We start from the raw sequence: 19,060 nt of genomic DNA on the forward strand, positions 1-19,060 counted from the left end.
CATGTTGCCTTCTCTGGTTGCCGAGGATTTGCGGCGTGCCCTTGCCACCTACCTGACGACGAGCTTCGCGCTGGCCGACGACGATGTGCGTGAGGAACTGGATGCGTTCCTGGAGCGGCCGGAATCCCGGCTGTTCCGCGGCCCATACTTGCGCGTTCGTACCCCGTTCCGTGAGGCGCCGAAGGGTTGGGAGAAGGTACTCGACTGGAGCCCGCGTGCCCTTACGCCGTACACCCATCAGGCTGCTGCGTGGCGGCGGTTGTCATCCAAGGCAGGGCACCAGCCGGAACCGACAATCGTCACCACGGGCACCGGCTCGGGCAAGACCGAGTCGTTCCTCGTGCCGATCCTCGACCATTGCGCGCGGGCGAAGGCGGCTGGGCAGCAGGGTGTGAAGGCCCTGCTGCTGTATCCGATGAATGCCCTGGCCGATGACCAGGCCCGGCGTATCGACGAATACCTCGCTTCCGAGGAGGCGTTGAAGGATGTCACGGCTGGCATCTACATCGGTGGGGCGTCAGGTCCTCGGCCAGCTGGGGAGGATGACGAGCCGGGTTCGTACGGCCGTGACGCCGGATCGACGCCGCTTGGGCAAGACCCGGGCATCAAGAGGCTGATGACCGATCGGGATGCGATCCGGGCGAATCCGCCGGACATCCTGCTCACGAACTACAAGATGCTGGACTTGCTGCTGCAGCGGATCCCGGACGTGCCGCTGTGGAAGTCCGGCACCTTGGCTTATGTGGTCCTTGACGAGTTCCACACCTACGACGGTGCGCAGGGCACCGATGTGGCGATGCTGCTGCGCCGCTTGGGTGCTGCGACCGGTTCTGCACGCGAGGGCTGCCCGCTGGGGGACATCACGCCGGTGGCGACGTCGGCGACGCTGGGCGGGGGAGCGCCCGGTGGTCAGGTACTGGAGGGGCCTGAGCGGTCTGACCGTGAGTTGCTGCTGGAGTTCGCGGAGAAGGTTTTCGGTACTGAGTTCCCGGAGGCGGCGCTGGTTGGCGAGGACCGGTTGCTTCCGGGCCAAGTCGTGGACGAGCCGGACTTCTTGCTGCCGACGCCGGCACCGGCCGCTCTGGCCGAGGTCGCCGACCCGCTGGATGACGAGGCGGCCTTGGCTGAGCTGTCGCGCGTGATGCTGGGGGAGGCGATCACTGACCCGCTGGCGCTCGGAGCCAAGCTCAAGCAGCACATCCTGATCAAGGCCATTCTTGATGTCGCCGGTGATGCCCCGGTCGCTGTACCCGACATTGCACGGGAATTCGCCCAGCGCGGCGGCGGGCCGGCGTGGGACCAGACGGCCCGCAGTGATCCCCGAGAGCTGGAACTCGCCTTCGCGCGCATCCTCGCGCTGATCTCCCATGCCCGCGCTCCGCATCCGGTCACTGGAAAGCCGGTCCCGTTCTTGCGGGTTGAGGCGCAGTTGTGGGTGCGTGAGGTACGGCGCGTCATCCGGGCGGCCACGGCTGAACCGCACTTCCGCTGGTACGACGACGACGGCCCGACCGGGGACTCCCGGCCGAACCCGGCCAACCTGGCCATCTACCAGCCGACCGAGGTCGACAGTGCCGGCGAGATCGGCGAGGGAGCCGACACGTCGCGCCGTCCGGTGGGCCCTCCCTACCGGCGTCATCTACCGGCGGTTTACTGCCGTCACTGCGGCCGTTCCGGCTGGGCAGCTTTGTCCAACGAGCTGGAGTGGCAGCAGCTCAAGACGAATACGTTGGAGATCTACAAGGCATCCGTGCAGAAGCGACGGCCGGTGCGCTGGATGCTGCGGGCCCGCCCGGATGAGTACCCGGTGCTGCACCTGCACGCGGAGAACGAACAGCTGCTGGCCAACCCGGCGCAGGATTCCGTCGCTGTGATCACACCGCACGGGCCGTTGCCGGCTGGCGCCGACGAACGGTGCCCGTCCTGCGAACTTGATGACGGCATGCGCTTCCTCGGTGCAGGCACAGCGACCCTCGCATCGGTCACCACGACACAACTGTTCTCCGAGCGAGGACTGGCCACTAGCGAGCGCAAGCTGCTGGTGTTCACGGACGCGGTGCAGGATGCCACGCACCGGGCCGCGTTCATCGCCAACCGCAGCTTCGGGTTCACCCTGCGCGGTCTGCTGACCAAGCACCTCACTGTGGGACAGCCGATCGCCGTGCACGATCTCGCGGCCGATGCAGCGGAGGCCGTGGTCCTGGCCGCCGGTGGAGGAAAGCGAGAAGAACTCGCTTCGATCGTGCCCCCTGACCTGCGCGAGAACCCAGACATCCGGACGCTTCTGGAAGAGTCGGAGGACTTCAGTGACGCCGGCGCCGACATGCTTCACAGCCGCCTGGTCTTCCAGACGCTGCTGGAGTTCGGTCTGCGCTCCCGGCTGGGCCGCACCCTGGAGTTGACCCGCACGGCAGCTGCCGAGGTGAACCTGGAGGGACTTGCGGGCCTGTGTGCCGAGTTGAGGGAGCGGCATCAGCGGTTGCCCGGACAGATCTCGCTACCGGCTGACGACTCCGCCTACGAGGTGTTCCTGCGGGGCCTGGCAGAGAGGCTGCGGCTGCGCGGCGCGCTGTTCCACCCCTGGCTGCAGGAGTACATCCGCCAGGCGGGTTCGAGGCGCTGGCCCATCTGGGGCGGTCGACCCACCGGTATGTCGGCCTTCCCCCGCGGGATCGCCGCGCCGTCCTTCCCCGTTTCCGGCGGTCCGCGCACGCACGGTTTCGACTCGCTGACCCGGGACAACACGTGGTTTGCCGATTGGGGGCACCGCACCCTCGGCTGTGACCGCCGCGAGGCACGCGCCGTCACCGAGCTGGCCATGAAGCTGCTCGCCCAGCGGGAGATCCTGGCCACCTACCACGCCGAAAGCGGCGGGCTGGTCTATGCGCTCAAGCCCCGACATGTTCTCGTGCACCGCATCGACGATTCCTCCTCGGACGGTGAGAACGGGGTCAACGGCTGCGGTGTGCGGTGTGATACGTGCACCTGGCGCCAGACGGTCCCGCCGGGGCGGCGCGAGCAGTGGCTGGGCACCCCGTGCCTGCGCTTCCGCTGCGCAGGACAGTTCATCGAGGACGACCGCGACTACCGCTCCGACTACTACCGCAGGCTCTACACCGTGGACCGCCCGGGCGACGTGCTCACCGCCGAGCACACTGGTGCCCTGAGCCGGGAGAGGCGTGAGCAGGTGGAGGCCGCGTTCAAGAACCGGCCCTCGGCCTTCGACCCGAACGTGCTCACCTGCACGCCCACCCTCGAACTGGGCATCGACATCGGCGACTTGTCCGCCGTGCTGCTTGCCTCCATGCCGCCCGGCCCGGCCAACTACGCCCAGCGCATCGGCCGGGCGGGACGCAGTACGGGCAATTCGATGGCGGTCACATTCGTCCCACGGGGGCCCCGTAACCACTACTACCTGCACACCCCGGAGCAGATGCTGGCGGGCAGGATCATCCCGCCGGACTGCTATCTGGATGCCTCGGAGATTCTGCGTCGCCAATACCTGGCGTTCCTCTTCGACCGCGCCGCCGACCGGAGCCTGTGGGAAGGCACCTCGATCCCCGAACGACCCATGCCGCCACGGATCGGTGAGCTGTTCGGGCAGGGCCTGGCCGCGGATGGATGGTTCCGGCGCTTCCTCGATGTCGCCACCACCCGCCACGCCGACTTGTCCCAGGCGTTCATCAGCCTCTTCCCCACGATGAGCGGGCAGGCCCGCCAGGGCGTGGAGCACTTCGCGCAGCAGGGACTTGAGGAGGCCGTGGGCGCGGCCGCCAATGCGTGGAACAGGCGGGTGGCCGCCTTGCGCGCGCGGATGCGGCAGATCGGGCGGGCCTTCGACGCTCTTGCTTCATTGTCCGGCGATCCGGAACGTGACCAGCAGCGACGGCAGCTGTTTGCCGAACAGCGCACTGTGCGCAAGCGCCGGGACGACCTCGTCGCCGAGAACTCGATCAACGCGCTGGTGCGGCTGGGGTTGCTGCCCAACTACACCCTCCACGACGACGCGACCGTGCTGGATGCCACCTTGTGGTGGCGCGACAGCGACGGTGAGTTCGACGAGACCTCTACCGACTACGGCCGCGGATCCCGCATGGCGCTGACCGAGCTGGCCCCCGGCAACTTCTTCCACAGCGACGGCTACAAGTTCATCGTCAACGGGCTCGACCTCGGCACTGCCCGCGGGACCGGTGAGAACACCTACGCACACTGGCGGTTCTGTCCCGAATGCGGGTTCGTCGCCACCGAGGAGACTGGCCTCGACCTCACCGCCTGCCCGCGGTGCACGACGCCCCGCATTGCCGACCCGGGGGCGCTGCACCAGGTGCTGGTGCCCGAGCGGGTCGTTGCCCGGGAGCGGCGCGAGGACGCGCGTTTGACCGACGAACGAGACGAGCGGGAGCGCAGGCCCTTCGACACGATCACCTTGGTCGACATCGACAAGAAGCAGGACCAAGGGTTGAGGGCGTGGCGCCGGGTCAGCAAGAGCGGCGAGAAGGCTCCGCCCTTCGGCGTGGAATTCGCCCGCGTGGCCACGATCCGCACTATCAATCTGGGACCGTCGGCAGCACCCGGATCCGCCCACCTTTTCTACGGCGACGAGCGGCCAGTGCCTGGCTTTGACACCTGTCCCGAATGCGGGGCCGTTCGGGGTGTCCATCCGCAGGCATGGGATCCGTCGGCACAACGTGTCGGCACCCGTCACTCCTTTTGGTGCTCGCACCGCGACGACGGCGTGGGGCACGAGCCGACCGAGAAGCTCTTGCTGGCCCACGAACTGACCACACAGGCGCTGCGTATCCTGCTGCCCGTCTCCACTCTGGAGCTGCCCGAGCGGTACATCTCGTTCAAGGCAGCCCTGCTGCTCGGCATCACCAAGCACTTCGGCGGTGCCCCCGACCACATCCGAGTGACCCCCGACAGCATGCCCGGGGACAGTCCGGAACTGCGCCGGCGCTTCCTCGTCCTGCACGACTCGATGCCCGGCGGCACTGGTTACCTCGAGCACCTCGCCGACTCCACGGTGCTGCACCGGGTGCTTAGCCTGGCGCAGGCGGCGTTGCGCGACTGTCCCTGCCATAAGGAAGACCAGCGCACCCCCTGCCACCGGTGCCTGCTGCCGTTCGTCTCCAGCAGTGAACACCCGCACGTCTCCTTGCGCATCGCCAAGGAGTTGCTGGACGAGATCCTCAAGGACTGGGCCGTCGAGCGGGTCGACACCCTGTCCGGGGTACGCATCGACCAGCTCGTCGACAGCGAACTGGAAGACCGCTTCGTACGCACCCTCATCGCCTGGGGACGCCGAAAGGAGGAGAACGGCTCGGTCGCGGCCAAGGCCGGCCAGCGCGGCATCGAACACGAACTACGCTTCACGTCCGAGGACAACACCACGCGCTGGCGCATGCGCGACCACGTCCGCATGGACACGACCCCGCCGTGCGAGCCCGACTTCCTCTTGGAACGCACCGATGGCCCGGCCGAACGCGTCGCCGTCTTCCTCGACGGGTTTGCCTTCCATGCCAGCGAGCGGGTCAACCGCATCGCCGACGACGCAGCCAAACGCGCGGCGCTGCGCAGCCAGGGGATCCTCGTCTGGCAGTTGACCTGGGACGACGTCACGGCCTGGGCCAATGCCATCGAGCACGCCGCCCAGGGGCAGCCGGTGCGCACCCCTGCCCCGCCGCTGCATGCGGAGGAGGCTCTTTCCAAGGCTCGCCAGATTCACCAGGTCCTGGTCGGCGAGGCCCGCTCTGACGACACGCTCGACCCGGTGCTGCGCAACCCTGCCGAGACGCTGCTGGAATTCCTCACGGACCCCGACCGCGCCAAGTGGAGCCGGCGCGCGGCCGGTCTGTTGGGAGGCTTCGGCGCCGTGACACAGCCACAGCCGGTGGACCGCGGCGAGCTCGGCCGAGCGCTCCCTGACATCCTGCGCGGCACTGGGCTGCCGCCCGCGTCCGGAACCGGGGAAACGATCGGGATCGATGCCCGCACCATCGGGCACGCACGCATCATCGGCCTCCTGGACCGCCGACCCGAACCACGCTGGCGGCGCCCGGACATGCGCGCCTGGTCCGTCCTGGCCCTGCTCGATGACCGAAGCGAAGCCATTACCGGAGACGGCCACAAGAGCCGATGGGCGGACTGGCTACGCTGGTCCAACCTCCTGCAGTTCCTCCAGCCCGCACCTAGCGACGAACTACCGCGCTCCTTCCACCAAGTCGCGCTCTCCACCAGCGACCAGGTGGACCCGCACACGGTGGCCCTGTTGACCAGCGCCCTGCCGACCAAGACCGGAGCCCCCACGGCTCTCGCGCCCGGCTGGGCGGAAGCCCTCGAATGGGCCTCGCCCCAGGTGCGCGACCTTCTCACCGTCGTGGCAGAGCGAGCGCGTGAGGGAGGCATCGCCGTGCCCGAAGTCGGCTATGAGTACGGCGATCAGGCACTGCTGGCGGAGCTGGCCTGGCCGGACGCGAAGGTCGCCATCTTCATCGATGCCGACGCGGCACGCGATACCGCATTCACGAGTGCGGGCTGGCACGTGGCCCAGGCCGGGGCCGTGGACGTGCCAGAGCTCATCAAGAAGCTGGAGGGGAACTGATGTCCGGTGCCAAGGTGATCATGGCGGACGTATTCGGGAAGTCCTACGACGCCCTGGACGGCTCCGTTCAACCGCTCGTCCTGCAGTTCATCATGAAGATGCAGCGCAACCCGGACTCCAACGGCCTCAACCTCAAGCCCCCCAAGGGAGCCGAGGACAAGCGTGTCCGCACTGCACGGGTCAACGACAACTACCGTGCCGTCCTGATGCACTACGCCGACCGCATCTACTACCTGGTCGCGGTCCTTCCCCACGATGACGCCTACGACTTCGCCGCGAACATCCTCTTCGACATCAACAAGGTCACCGGCGGCATCGAACTGATCAACCTCGGCAGCCTCTACGGCACCCTCAGCGGCCAGGCGAAGAAGACAGACAGCACCTCCACCGAGCCCGGGCCGGCGCTCTTCAAGAACGTCTCCGACGCCGACTTCGAACGACTCGGCGTCCACGCCTCCATCATCCCGGCCCTGCGCGAAATTCACAGCGAAGACGCCGTCCTGGGCATCGCAGAGACACTGCCGAAACTGGCCCGCGACGTCATCCTGTGCCTGGCCGACGGCATGTCTGTCGAGGACGTCTGGGACCAAGTCAGCTCGCTGGCCGCCACCGAGGACGACGTGGACCCCCACGACTACGAGGCCGCCGTGGAACGCCCGGCCACCAAGGAAGCCTTCGTCGTCACCGGCGACATCGCCGAGTTCGGCCGCATCCTGAGCGAACCGCTCTCCGCTTGGCGCATCTTCCTCCACCCTGCTCAGCGGAACCTGGCCGAACGCAAAACACCGTTCAAGGGACCCGCACGGGTAACAGGAGGCCCTGGCACGGGCAAGACGGTGGTGGCCCTGCACCGCGTCAAGGCGCTCGCCGACCGGCTGCCCCCGGGCCAGGCCATCTTGATGACCACGTTCACCACCAACCTCGCCAGCCTCCTCAAGTCCCAGCTCAAGGACCTCGGAGGAACGGCACTGCTGGCCAAGGTCGACGTCCGCAACATCGACAAGGTGGCGTACGGCACCGTCAAAGAGACCTTCGGCCCGGAAGCACCCTCACGGCTCAAGGACAGCGACATCCGTAACCGCTGGATCGAACTGGCTCAGGAGAGTTCCGCACCGCACTTCGACGGCCGCTTCCTCGACGCCGAGTGGAAGCAAGTAGTCCTCGCCCAAGACATTCGCAGCCGGGACGAGTACTTCGCCGCCAGGAGAGCCGGTCGAGGCCGCAGGCTCAACCGACCCGAACGCGCCCAAGTGTGGTCCCTCATCGAGGAATTCGAGCGCCGCCTCGACCGCGACAAGGCCGCAGGCGTCATCCAGCTCGCCGCTCAGGCCGCCAGGATCGCCTCCGGCTGGTCCGACGATGAACGGCCCTACCGGCACATCGTCGTTGACGAAGCGCAGGACCTACATGCGGCCCACTGGAAGCTGCTACGTGCCCTCGTTCCAGAAGGCAATGACGACCTGTTCATCGTCGGTGACGCGCACCAGCGCATCTACGACAACCGAACCGCCCTCAGCGCCCACGGGATCAACATCCGGGGACGCTCCCGACGGCTGACCCTGAACTACCGCACCACCCGCCAGATCCTCACGGCCTCCCTCAACCTGCTGGAGAACGCCGACTTCGACGACCTGGACGGAAACCCCGAACAGCTGCGCGGGTACCGGTCCGTCCTGTCCGGGGCCCGCCCTGAAACGCGGCACTACCCCACCCCGGCGGCGGAGATGAAGGCCCTCGCACAGCGCATCGGCGGATGGCAGCAGGAAGGGATCAAACCGCATGAGATCGCCGTTGTGGCTCGAACCCACGCTGTCGCCGATAGCGCACTCCAGGCTATGCATGTTGCTGGCCTGACAGCTGTGAAAGTCGAGGACTCCCGGGTCCCCGATCCGGACGAGGGCGTGCACGTAATGACCATGCACCGCATCAAGGGGCTTGAGTATCGCGCGGTGGCGGTTGTTGGAGTTGGCGCCCAACACATGCCGCTTCCGACAGCGCTCGCTTCGGAGAGTGAGGACAAGCTGCAGCATGGCGCTGATCTGCGCCGCGAGCAGTCGCTGCTATTCGTAGCGGCAACTCGCGCCCGGGAGCAGCTATCCATCACGTGGTCCGGCAGCCGTAGCGTCTTCCTGGCCTCGGGCAGCCAACAGAATGCGACGTCCGCTTGAACAGTCGAACCCGTTGACGAAGAGGTGAACGAGCCGTCCATGGCCGCGGACCCACCCCGGGTAGGCCGGCCGCCGGATACTGCGCGAGGTGTTTCGTAGACTGCACCATTGTTTAGCTGACGTCGTGTCATGCGTCAGCTACGCGCCCGCAACGCCCGCTTCGCCCGTAACGCACACGGGCGAGATGCCGGGTTTATCGCCAACGCGGCGCTGACCTGGCACTACATTCACGTGTTTTTGATTTACCTGTTTCGCGATGACGCATCATGTGGAGTGCGTGGCGATCCTTGAGCCTGCCGAGAAGGGCCGCTGACCTGCGGTTTCGCCTGGTGTGCATTATGGGCGTTGTGTGCGTTACGGGCGATATCTTGACGCACGGGCGACGCACGTGACGCACGTGTGACGCACGTTCGCTGTAGTTTCTGATGAGGCGTCAGGCGTATGGAAGCCGCCCCTGCTACCCAGTTCATCTGGGAGGCAGGGGCGGCTTTCATGTGTTCAGCGTGAGCTTCGGCGCGGACCGTTGTGGCGGTCAGGGTGTCGGCCGACCCGCACGTCGTGGGTGCCGTGCCGAGGGGTACTCGGTACCTGAGGTGGGCTGGCCCCGCGGCTCACCCGCTGGGTTGAGGGCATGGCGAACACGGGGCCTTGCTCACGGTCACCGACGGCCTCTCGCAGGAGCCAGAGCGTCTGCTCGCTGACAGGAATTTCACGCCTGGTGGGGATGACGTCTCCCACCGTCAACGCGAGAGCGCCGTCCAGCTTTACGTTGCCCTCGCAGAGCAGCCCGACAAGGGAGCGCACGTGTGCCGGGACGGCCTCGTTGGTGAGAAGGGCCTCGATATCTCGGGCTGAGAGCCCGTCATGCGGCGCCCAGTCGTCTGCTTGATGTGCTTGTTCTGGAAGGTTGTTGCGGGCAGCTCCGGCTTCGTCGTGCAAAGGGGCTCCTATCTCCAGCTTCCGGCCCGAAGGCGCAGCAGGGTTGCGTGACAACGGATCTGCGTTTTGGAGGCGACCTCTCATGCTAGGCGGGCGCGGACGAAGGGATCCGTGGCTGTGGAAATATCCCTGCGCTCAGCGCTGTTCTCGTGTGGCACCGAGATCATGGAGGGGGAGTGGCGGTCCTGAAGCTGTTCAAGACAGCAGGTGGTGTCAAGGAAGTCAGCGCGCATCTTGCTGAGGTTGAGGCGGATGTGCAGGACCTCGTCGAGGCGCACATGGAGACGATGCTGGGCGTCACCTTCCTGGCGAGCGAGTACGTCATCGACTGCGTCGACGGCGGGCGGATCGATTCGCTGGGTCTCGACGAGAACGGGTCGCCGGTGATCGTCGAGTACAAGCGCGGCACCGACGCAGGCGTGATCAACCAGGGCCTCTATTACATGGCCTGGCTGACGAACCACAAGGACGCCTTCCGGAACCTGGTCCGCGACCGGCTCGGAGCCACGGCCTCGTCCCAGATCCTGTGGAGCGCACCCCGGCTGATCTGCGTGGCCGGCGACTTCACCCGCTACGACGCGCACGCCGTACGCGAGCACCGGCGCTCGATCGACCTGGTCCGCTACCGCTACTTCGGCAGCGACCACTTCGGCCTTGAGACCGTAGCCTCCGTCACCGGGCACCCGGCTCCGGCCAAGCGGGTGCGCCGACGAGCGGCCGGGGTGCCGGTCCGGGAGCGGGACAGTGCGATGGCCGAGCTGGCCCAGGCGGTCGACGAGGTCCTGGTCGGACTCGGGGACGGTGTGACCCGGGTACAGCGCAAGCAGTACCGCGCCTACCGACGGCTGCGGAACTTCGCCAGCGTCGGCACGGGTGACTTGGAGCTGCAGCTGCGTACGGAGCGCGACCTGGAGCGCGCCGGTGACCTTCTCCGCCTCAGCTACGCCGCGGCATAGAGATCCCCCGCTACGGCATCGGCCCAAGCGGAATGTGGAGTTGTGGGCTGTCGTCGTGATGCTGCCTTTCGACGTGATGGGCGGGGAATGGCGGTGTACCACTAATGGTGCGGAGGATCCCCGGTTTCGCTAACCGGGGATCCTGTGCTAGGTGCCGAGGGGCCTCCGCTCCCGCGGCCTTTTAGAGGTCATCTCGTTTGGCTGGGTGAGCTGTCGGTCGTGGTGGGGATCGTTGAGCGGCTGGTGCCGGATGAGTTGTGGGAGCTGTTTCAGTGGGTGGTGCCGGAGGCGCCGTCGCGGCCTCAGGGAGGTGGCCGGCGTCGGCGCGGCGACCGTGAAGTGCTAGCCGCGATCGTGTTCGTGGCCACGTCGGGCTGCACGTGGCAGCAGTTGCCGTCCGCCTCGTTCGGTCCGTCAGGAGCGACGGCTCACCGGCGCTTTGCCAAGTGGACGAAAGCACGCGTGTGGGCCAAGCTCCACCGCCTGGTCCTCGACGAGTTGGGGCTCCCGCGGCGAGTTGGACTGGTCCCGGTGCGCGATCGACTCGGTGAACATGCGGGCGCTGAAAAGGGGGACCTGACAGGTCCGAATGCTGTCGATCGGGGCAAGTACGGCTCGAAGATCCACCTGATCACCGAGCGGACCGGTCTGCCCCTGTCCGTCGGAATCTCGGGGGCGAACCTGCACGACAGCCAGGCGCTGATCCTGCTGGTACAAGGGATATGCCGATCCGTTGACGGCGCGGACGCCGACGGCGCAGGCCGGCCAAACTCCACGCCGACAAGGGGTACGACTATGACCACCTGCGGCGATGGTTACGCCGACGCGGCATCAAGCACCGCATCGCCCGCAAAGGCATCGAGTCCTCGACCCGGCTGGGCCGCCACCGCTGGACCATAGAACGCACCATGTCCTGGCTCGCCGGATGCCGCAGACTGCACCGACGCTACGAGTGCAAAGCCGAGCACTTCCTGGGCCTTCCCCAGCATCGCCTGCACCCTCATCTGCTACCGCAGACTCGCCAAATGAGATGACGTCTTAACGCCCTCGCATCACAGTGCGCAACAGGCCATCTGATCACAATACCCCCACACTGCGCCAAGGGCATGAATCCGCTATCTATTGGAAACGATAGGTGGGGCGTGGATCTGCCCCGGCGTGGTGGCGGGCTCACCGCCGCCTGTCCGGAGCCGATGCGTGGAAGGAAGCCAAGCGATGGCAGGAGAACCCGCGGCGGCGACGGACGTCGGGCATCAGCAGGCGAGATCGGACAACGCCTGGCGAATCCTGGACACCATCCGGGATTGGACCAAACACGCGGAGACCAAGGCCGCCACGACCCTGGCAGCGGCCGGAGTGGTCGCCGGCGTCCTGTACAGCCTGGTCACCGGTAGTGGCGGTCGCTCGGCCTGGTTCGCCTCCGCCGCGGCGGTGTCCGCTGTCTGTACCGTGGCGGCAGGACTCACCGCGGGCCTGGTTCTGTGGCCCAGACAGCGGATCGCCGTCGGCACCATGCCCACCAGCCTGCTCTTCTACGACCACATAGGCCGGGAATACTCCGCGAGTCATTCCGAATACAGAGACCGGTTGAACGAGTTGCTGCGGGACGAGGACGCGTTGTTGGCCGCCGTCGTGGACCAGATCTGGGCCAACGCTCTCGTGGCCCGCCGCAAGTTCGGCTGGGTCAGCCGCAGCATCGGCCTGCTGCTGTTCGCGCTGCTGGGCTTGGCGGTGGCGGCGGTTCTCAGCGCGGCCGAGACGGCGGGGTGACCGAGACGTCGGCGCGAGAGAGCTCGGAGTGGGGAGCGCGTGTGAACGACATGCCCGAACACAGGGCCGGAGCCGCGGCACTGGACACTTTGCCGCGGATGTTCGCCGCATTGACCCAACCGACCTGCCCCGACGAGGAACGACGGGCGGCACTGACATGGTTTGGCTCGGCATGGCCGGTGCTGTCGGCGAGGCTGAGGGCGTTGACCGACGGCGCGAAAGTCGAAGGTCTGCCGGACGACGAAGGTCTGCTGGACTTCGTCCGACAACTCATGCCGTTCCTGGTGGCCGTGCACGACTGGCAGGCCGCGGCGGACGCGAGCCGTTCCGGGCTCGACGCCGCCGCCCGCCTGGGTTCCACGACCGACCTGGTGGATCTGTCCCAGAGCCTGGGCGCCGCACTCCAGCGGATGGAATGCGACGACGAGGCGGAAGAGGCGTTCCGGCAGGCCGCCGACACGGGCGACGAGCGGGCCCGCGCCGCGGCACTGGCCCACCTGGGACAGTTGCGCCATCACCAGGGCGATCTGCCCGAGGCCACCGCGTTGCTGCAACAGGCCGCGCTCGCCTACCGAAGCCTGGGGCACAAGACCGGGGAGGCCCGCACGCTGGGCGATCTGGCGCCCCTATTGCATCAGCTCGGCGCACCCGCCGAGGCCGAGCACTATGCCCGCCGGGCGCGGCAGCTGTTCCACGACCTCGGGGACCAGGTACAGGAGGCCCGCGCGCTGCGGTTGGTCGCGGCGGCCGAGGCGGAGCGTCAGGCGGACGAAGACGCACTGCGCTCGCTCGACGACGCCGTACGGCTCTTCGACGCGGCGGGGGCCGTCCATGAGGCCGTGGAGGCTCTGCACACCGCCGCCCTGGTGCATCGTCGTGGCGGGAATCCGGCGTCTGCGAGAGCGGCCGCGGAGCAGGCCCTGGACAGGGCGCAGGCGTTCGGCGACGCGCAGGTGCCGGAGATCGAACGGCTGCACACGATAGTGGCGGCGGAGGAAGCAGTGTCGGCACTGCTGGCCGCGCGGACCGAGGAGGAACGCGAGGCGGTGGTCACCCGGTATCCCGCACTGCTCGAAGGTCTCGCGCTCCAGCTGCTGATCCGCCAACGCGACACCGTCGACGTTCTGATCGGCGGCCATGCCCGCCCGACACCCGAGGCCGGGTCCGGAAGCGCCCAGGCCATGGCCGCCGCGCTGCGGGACCGGATCGACGACGCAGCACGGGAAAGGAGTCCGGAAGCCGTCGACGCCGTACGAGACCACCTGGCGAAGGCGGAGGGGCAAGCCAGGGCCATGGACGCCGCGCTCGACCATCTCGCGCGGAGGCCGGACGGGGCGCTGACGGAGTGGCGCCGGATCGACTGGGCTGAGACCCTCCGGATGGCCGGGGACGCCGCCGACCGGCTGCCCCCCGAACTTCCCGACCTGCTGCTGCGGCTGCTGGTCACCGACCGGACGGAGCGGCGCCGGTCCCTCCTGGAGCGACTCCTCGCCGTTGTGCCGGCCGACCATTTCCCCGGTGTGCACGGCCTGCACCTGGCCGAACTGGCCAGGCTGTACGTGGGCGGCACCGGCGTACCCGACTACGAGCGGGCCATTCGGCTCGCCGAGGAGGCGCTGCGGCTGCTGGACCGACCCGACACGCGCGACAAGTGGGCGGCGACCCAGACGTTCGTCGGCTCGGCCTGGCGGGCCCGTCGGCAAGGAGACAAGGGCGACAACATCGCCTTCGCCCAGCGTGCCTTCCGGGCGGCTCTCACCTATTACCGGCGGCGCACGGACCCCATGGAGTGGGCGGCGACCCTGGTCAACCTGGCCAACGCCTACTGGGAGTGCCCGCATGACCGGGCACGCAATCTGCGTCGCGCCCTGACCCGCCACACCGCCGCCCTGGCGGTGTTCACCAGGCGCGACCAGCCCGACCGGTGGGCCGCAGTCCAGAGCAACCTGGGTCTCGTCCTGTCCGACCCGGTCCTGGCCGCCGACCCCGACTCCCTCGAACTGGGCCGACGTCAGCTGGAGAAGGCCCTGAGCGTGCCCGAACTGGGCCCGCACCAGCGAGCCGCGGCTCTCATCAACCTCAGCCGCTGCTACCGCATGCGGGTGCGCGGCGACCATGACGGGAACCACAGCACCGCGCTGCGGCACGCTCGAACCGCCTTCGACCTGTCCGAGCGACTCGGGGAATGCCACGACATGGCGAACGCCGCCACGGCCGTCGCTGATGCCCTGGCCAATGCCGCCCTCCGTGAGGACAGGGCGTCCCTCGACGAAGCGGTGACGTGGTACCGGCGAGCACTCGACCTCGCCCCCACCGACGAGGACCCGCTGATGCACGCCGCCATCGCCGACAACCTCGCCAACTCCCTCGTGCAGCGCGCCGAACTGTCCCCCGGGGACCTCCGCGCCGCCATCGCGCTCCACGAGTCGGCCCTGCGCGCGTACGAGACACACGGGGACGTGCTGGAGGCGGCACGAGCCCGCTACAATCTGGCCGCCACCCTGCGCCGCGGAGACCGGCCCGACCCGGAGCGCGCGATCGGCCTGCTGAAGCGCAGCCTCGACGTGCGCACCCCGGGCACCGTCCCCTTGGAGTGGGCCGAGTCCGCCACGGAACTGGCCAGGGCCTGGGTGAACTGGCAGGACGCCCCGGGCGGACCCGAACGGTTCCGTCACGCGGCCGGGATCCTGCGACAGGTCGTCCCGGTCGTCACCGCGCTCGGCGCGAGCGGTCACGCCCGCCGCGCCTGGAACCTGCTCGGTGACGCGGAAGCGGAGTGCGGTCGTTGGGACGCCGCCGCCGAGGCCTACGAACAAGCTCTGGCCGCGGCCGAACGGCTGTACCAGGTGGCGATCTTGCCGGGCGGGAAGGAGGCGGAGCTCGCGGAGACCGCCGACCTGCCCCGGGAGGCTGCGCACGCCCTGGCCGGGGCCGGCCGGCCGGAGCGCGCGGTCGCCGTCCTGGAACAGAACCGGGCCCGGGCACTCGGCGACCGGCTCCAGCGGGACCGGGCGGCGTTGGCCGCGTTGTCCACCGATCACGAGATCGCCGTGACCGCGTACCAGGAGGCGGTCCGGCGCATCCGCGTCATCGAGGCACGGCAGCGGGAACCACGCGCCACCACCCCGTCGCCCGAGGAGCGGCACCGGCTGCGTGCCTCGATGACCGACGCTCAGGCCCAACTGACCGCTGCCATCGGGGCCATTCGGACGCTGCCGTCCTACGATGACTTCATGCGGGCGGCTCCGCGGACGGCGGTGAACGAGGCCGTCGCGTCCGGGCCTCCCCTGATTTACCTCACCACCACACGGCACGGCAGTGTCTGCCTCATCGTTCGCCGTCCGCCGGGACACTCGGAGACGGCCACGGAAGCGGTGCTGTGCCCGCTGAGCGAACCGGAAGTCCTGCTCGCCCTGGCCCTTCACCCGTCGCAGACAGAAGACGAGGACCTGACCGTGCTCCTCGACCTGCTCGGCGCACGGCTCGTCGGACCGCTGGCCGCACGACTGCTCGCCCTGGACGTCACCCGTGCTGTGCTGGTGCCCTCGGGGATCCTCGGCGTGCTGCCGGTCCACGCGGCCCGCTACCTCCGGGACGGCGGACGACGCCACCTGTTCGACGACGTCGCCGTCTCCCACACCCCGTCCGCGAGGGTGCTCGTGGCCGCCCGTACGGCGGCCTCCGCACCGGCCCGGAAGAAGCCGTCACGGCTGCTCGGCGTTGCGCAACCCCATCCCTGCGACCCGCCCCTTCCCTGGGCTGAGCCGGAACTGGCCGCCGTGCGACAGCTGTTCGCCTCACCCGTCGACTGCCTCATCGGTGCCGCCGCGACCAAGAAGGCACTGCTGCGGGCCCTGCCGACCGCCACCCATCTGCACTTCGCCGGGCACGGCTACTACGATCCCGAGGAACCGCTCGCCTCGCACCTGGCCCTGGCTGACGGCGAACTCCTCACGCTGCGGGACCTGTTCGACGGGCAGGTGCTGCACGGGGTACGCCTGGTCGTCGCGTCCGCCTGCCAGACGGCGGTGACGGACATGACCCGGCTGCCCGACGAGGCGGTGGGCCTGCCGGCGGGGCTGGTCCAGGCGGGGGCCACCGCGGTCATCGGCAGCTTGTGGGAGGTCAACGACCGGTCGACTGCGTTGTTGGTCGCCAGGATCTACGACTTCCACCTGCGCGGCGTGCCCGAGCGGGACGAACCACCGATGCCGGCCTCGGTCGCCCTGGCCCGGGCACAGGCGTGGATGCGCGACGCGACCCCACAAGAACTCGACACGTTCGCCGCCCAAGTCGGTCTGCGCCGTCGCACCAACGCCCGCTACGCCGAACACCCGTCCCACTGGGCCCCCTTCGTCCTCGTTGGCGACGGCTGACCGGGCACGCGGCAGGGCGACTCGACCTGGGAAACCGTGGGGCGTGGGAGAGAATCGCGACCGAGCGGACACAGCGTCACGCGAAAGCTACAGTGAGCGAACGTCGACGCGAGCGGCGGAAAGAGGGGGGCGCACATGTCCGGGGGGATTCCGATAGACAATGAGGCGCGTGAAGACGCCGTCAACGTCCTGCAGGATCTGGTCGAATGGCACCTCGCGCCGCAGCGCTGGGAGCGGGTCGACTCGATCGTCGACTCGATCGCCGACGCCCTCGCCCGGAGAGACGACGAGGCACTGCGCGAGGCCACCGCCGAACTGGAACTGACCGGACCGGTGCGGATCACCAGGATCGGCACCCGGTCAGTGATCCCGGTACCGGAACGGACCCGCGACCGGGCCAATCACCTGGTGCACACGCTGGGCCGGCAACCGGAGCGGCCACGCCAGGAGGAGCGGGCCGACACCTCCACGGACAGTCTGGGAGGCGACGGTGACGGAACCGGTACGCCCGCTCACTGACCAGGAACTCGTGGTCCACGTTTTCGGACCGACCGACGGTCCGGACGCCGAGGCCGCCTACCGGCAGATCCGCGATCTGTGGGCCCGATGCCGGGACGGCCTCGGCATGGTCGACGAGGTCCCGAACACCGGTCTGGCCACCAGCCTGCCACTCGATGCCGGCACGCTGACACCGGGACGACCCGCGGCTGCGATCCAGGACCGCGCGGCCGACTACCAGGCCGTCGTGCGCCGTGAACACGACGTCGTGAACCTCTCGATGGTGTTCGCCGCCCCGCTGGACACCCCGTCCCGCCGTCTGCGCATCGGCTCCGCGTCGCCGCCCGGCTGGGTCGAGTTCGACCGATGGTGGGACGAGCTGGCGGCGGGCGGTACCGACGCCCAGCTCGGTGTCGTACGCGTCTGCCAGGCGCAGGTTGTCGGCCCTGCTGTCCCACCGCTCGACGTGATAGCCCACGAGGTGCGTGCGGTGCTGCCCGGCGCGGACCATGCCCCGTACTGGTGGCAGCGCGGCTGGAGCACCGAGGGCGCGATAGCCGCATGGGAGGTTTCATCGGACGAGGACCAGGCGGGACGGCGTCTAGTCGTCCTCGCCCCCGAGGCCCGGGAAGCCGAGCTGAGCGCCTGGACCTTCAGCCAGGGCGATCCGGCCATGCCGCCGCTGGCCCGCTATCTGATGCACGCGGCGAAACTCCGCTACCAGGCCCGCGTTCGAGGTGACGGCGAGCAACTCAAGCGTCTCGTCGACGGGGTGAACGACCACGTCGCCCACGTGCGGACCGCGCTGGAGGGGGACTCGACCGACGTCACGGCCCTGGCCCGGCTGAGGCGGGGCGAGGCCGACCTGACGTCGACCCTGAGGGACATACGCGCCATGAGGCGCACCGTGGACATAGCCGTCGGAAACATGACCGCCGCGCTCGCGCAACCGTTCCCGAGCGATCGACGGCTCGCCGAGTGGTTCGGCACGCAACTGGGCGACGACGAGGAGTACTTGGAAGCGACGCGCGAGGTGGCGCGGGAGTTCGGCCGACTGGCTCAGCACGACCTCACCGTCGTGGAGCGACCACGGCCGGAGCCTCCCGCCCCACCCGGAGCGGACCGTGCCCGCCGACCTGAGTCCGCGCCTTCCGCACGGCGGGACACACCCGATCGCATCAGCGTGCGCATGGGCTTCGCCGTGGACATCGAGCGCTACAGCAGCCGTACCTCCCCCGAGAAGTCGCGTGTGCAGGAGAGGCTCGCCGCGCTGGTGCGGGAGGTACTCGACGACATGGGATATCGCCTGGACGAGACCGACCACCAGGACACCGGGGACGGAATGAACGTCTTCCTCCCGGCGGACGCCGAACTGCACCGCGCGCTTCCCAAGCTGCTCCTGTCCTGGCAGACACGTCTCGTGGCCGACAACGACCGCTACCGCGACCGTATGCGGCTGCGCATGTCCACGGCCTTCGGGCCGGTCGGGATCGCCGCGCTCGGCTTCGCCGGGTCCACGATCGTGGACGTCAGCCGACTGCTGAACAGCACGGTACTGCGCGGTGCCCTGACCGAGCATCCCGACATCGACCTCGCCGTACTGGTCTCCGAGCAGTTGTACGCCTACGTCGTCGGCGAGGGGTATCCGGGACTGGACGCGCGACGGTTCGAACAGCGCCTGGTCGAGGTGAAGGAGTTCCGTCAGCATGCCTGGCTGTGGATTCCGGAATGACGTCCGGGGCGCCACCGTGG

The 19,060-nt window shown here is 68.6% G+C and carries 7 protein-coding genes and 1 pseudogene; all 8 read left to right on the plus strand.

The annotated features are described in order from the left end of the window. The first annotated feature begins 1 nt into the window (after position 1). A complete protein-coding gene (locus AB0N81_RS34370) occupies positions 2-6,601 on the plus strand; it encodes a DEAD/DEAH box helicase (RefSeq protein ID WP_365365409.1) in 6,600 nt (2,199 codons plus the stop codon). Then, positions 6,601-8,769, plus strand: coding sequence for a UvrD-helicase domain-containing protein (locus tag AB0N81_RS34375; protein ID WP_365365411.1), 2,169 nt, complete (start codon positions 6,601-6,603; stop codon positions 8,767-8,769). The genes AB0N81_RS34370 and AB0N81_RS34375 overlap by 1 nt, the downstream gene beginning before the upstream one ends. Before the next feature lie 1,115 nt (positions 8,770-9,884). Further along, complete coding sequence (locus AB0N81_RS34380; protein ID WP_365365413.1) at positions 9,885-10,664, plus strand: endonuclease NucS domain-containing protein; 780 nt, start codon at positions 9,885-9,887, stop codon at positions 10,662-10,664. Between the two features lie 219 nt (positions 10,665-10,883). Then, positions 10,884-11,693: pseudogene (locus tag AB0N81_RS34385) on the plus strand (IS5 family transposase). Between the two features lie 186 nt (positions 11,694-11,879). Next, positions 11,880-12,434 carry a Pycsar system effector family protein gene (locus tag AB0N81_RS34390; protein WP_365365415.1) on the plus strand — a complete coding sequence of 185 codons (555 nt, stop codon included), beginning with the start codon at positions 11,880-11,882 and terminating at the stop codon, positions 12,432-12,434. Positions 12,435-12,637: 203 nt separating this feature from the next. Then, complete coding sequence (locus tag AB0N81_RS34395) at positions 12,638-16,810, plus strand: CHAT domain-containing tetratricopeptide repeat protein (RefSeq protein ID WP_365365417.1); 4,173 nt, start codon at positions 12,638-12,640, stop codon at positions 16,808-16,810. A gap of 135 nt (positions 16,811-16,945) precedes the next feature. Further along, positions 16,946-17,329 (plus strand): CATRA system-associated protein, encoded by a 384-nt coding sequence (locus tag AB0N81_RS34400; RefSeq protein WP_365365419.1) that lies wholly within the window; start codon positions 16,946-16,948, stop codon positions 17,327-17,329. Then, a complete protein-coding gene (locus tag AB0N81_RS34405; protein WP_365365421.1) occupies positions 17,301-19,040 on the plus strand; it encodes a CATRA conflict system CASPASE/TPR repeat-associated protein in 1,740 nt (579 codons plus the stop codon). The genes AB0N81_RS34400 and AB0N81_RS34405 overlap by 29 nt, the downstream gene beginning before the upstream one ends. Positions 19,041-19,060 lie beyond the last annotated feature (20 nt).

The organism is Streptomyces sp. NPDC093510, from assembly GCF_040683555.1.
In the GTDB taxonomy this organism is placed as follows: Bacteria; Actinomycetota; Actinomycetes; order Streptomycetales; family Streptomycetaceae; genus Streptomyces.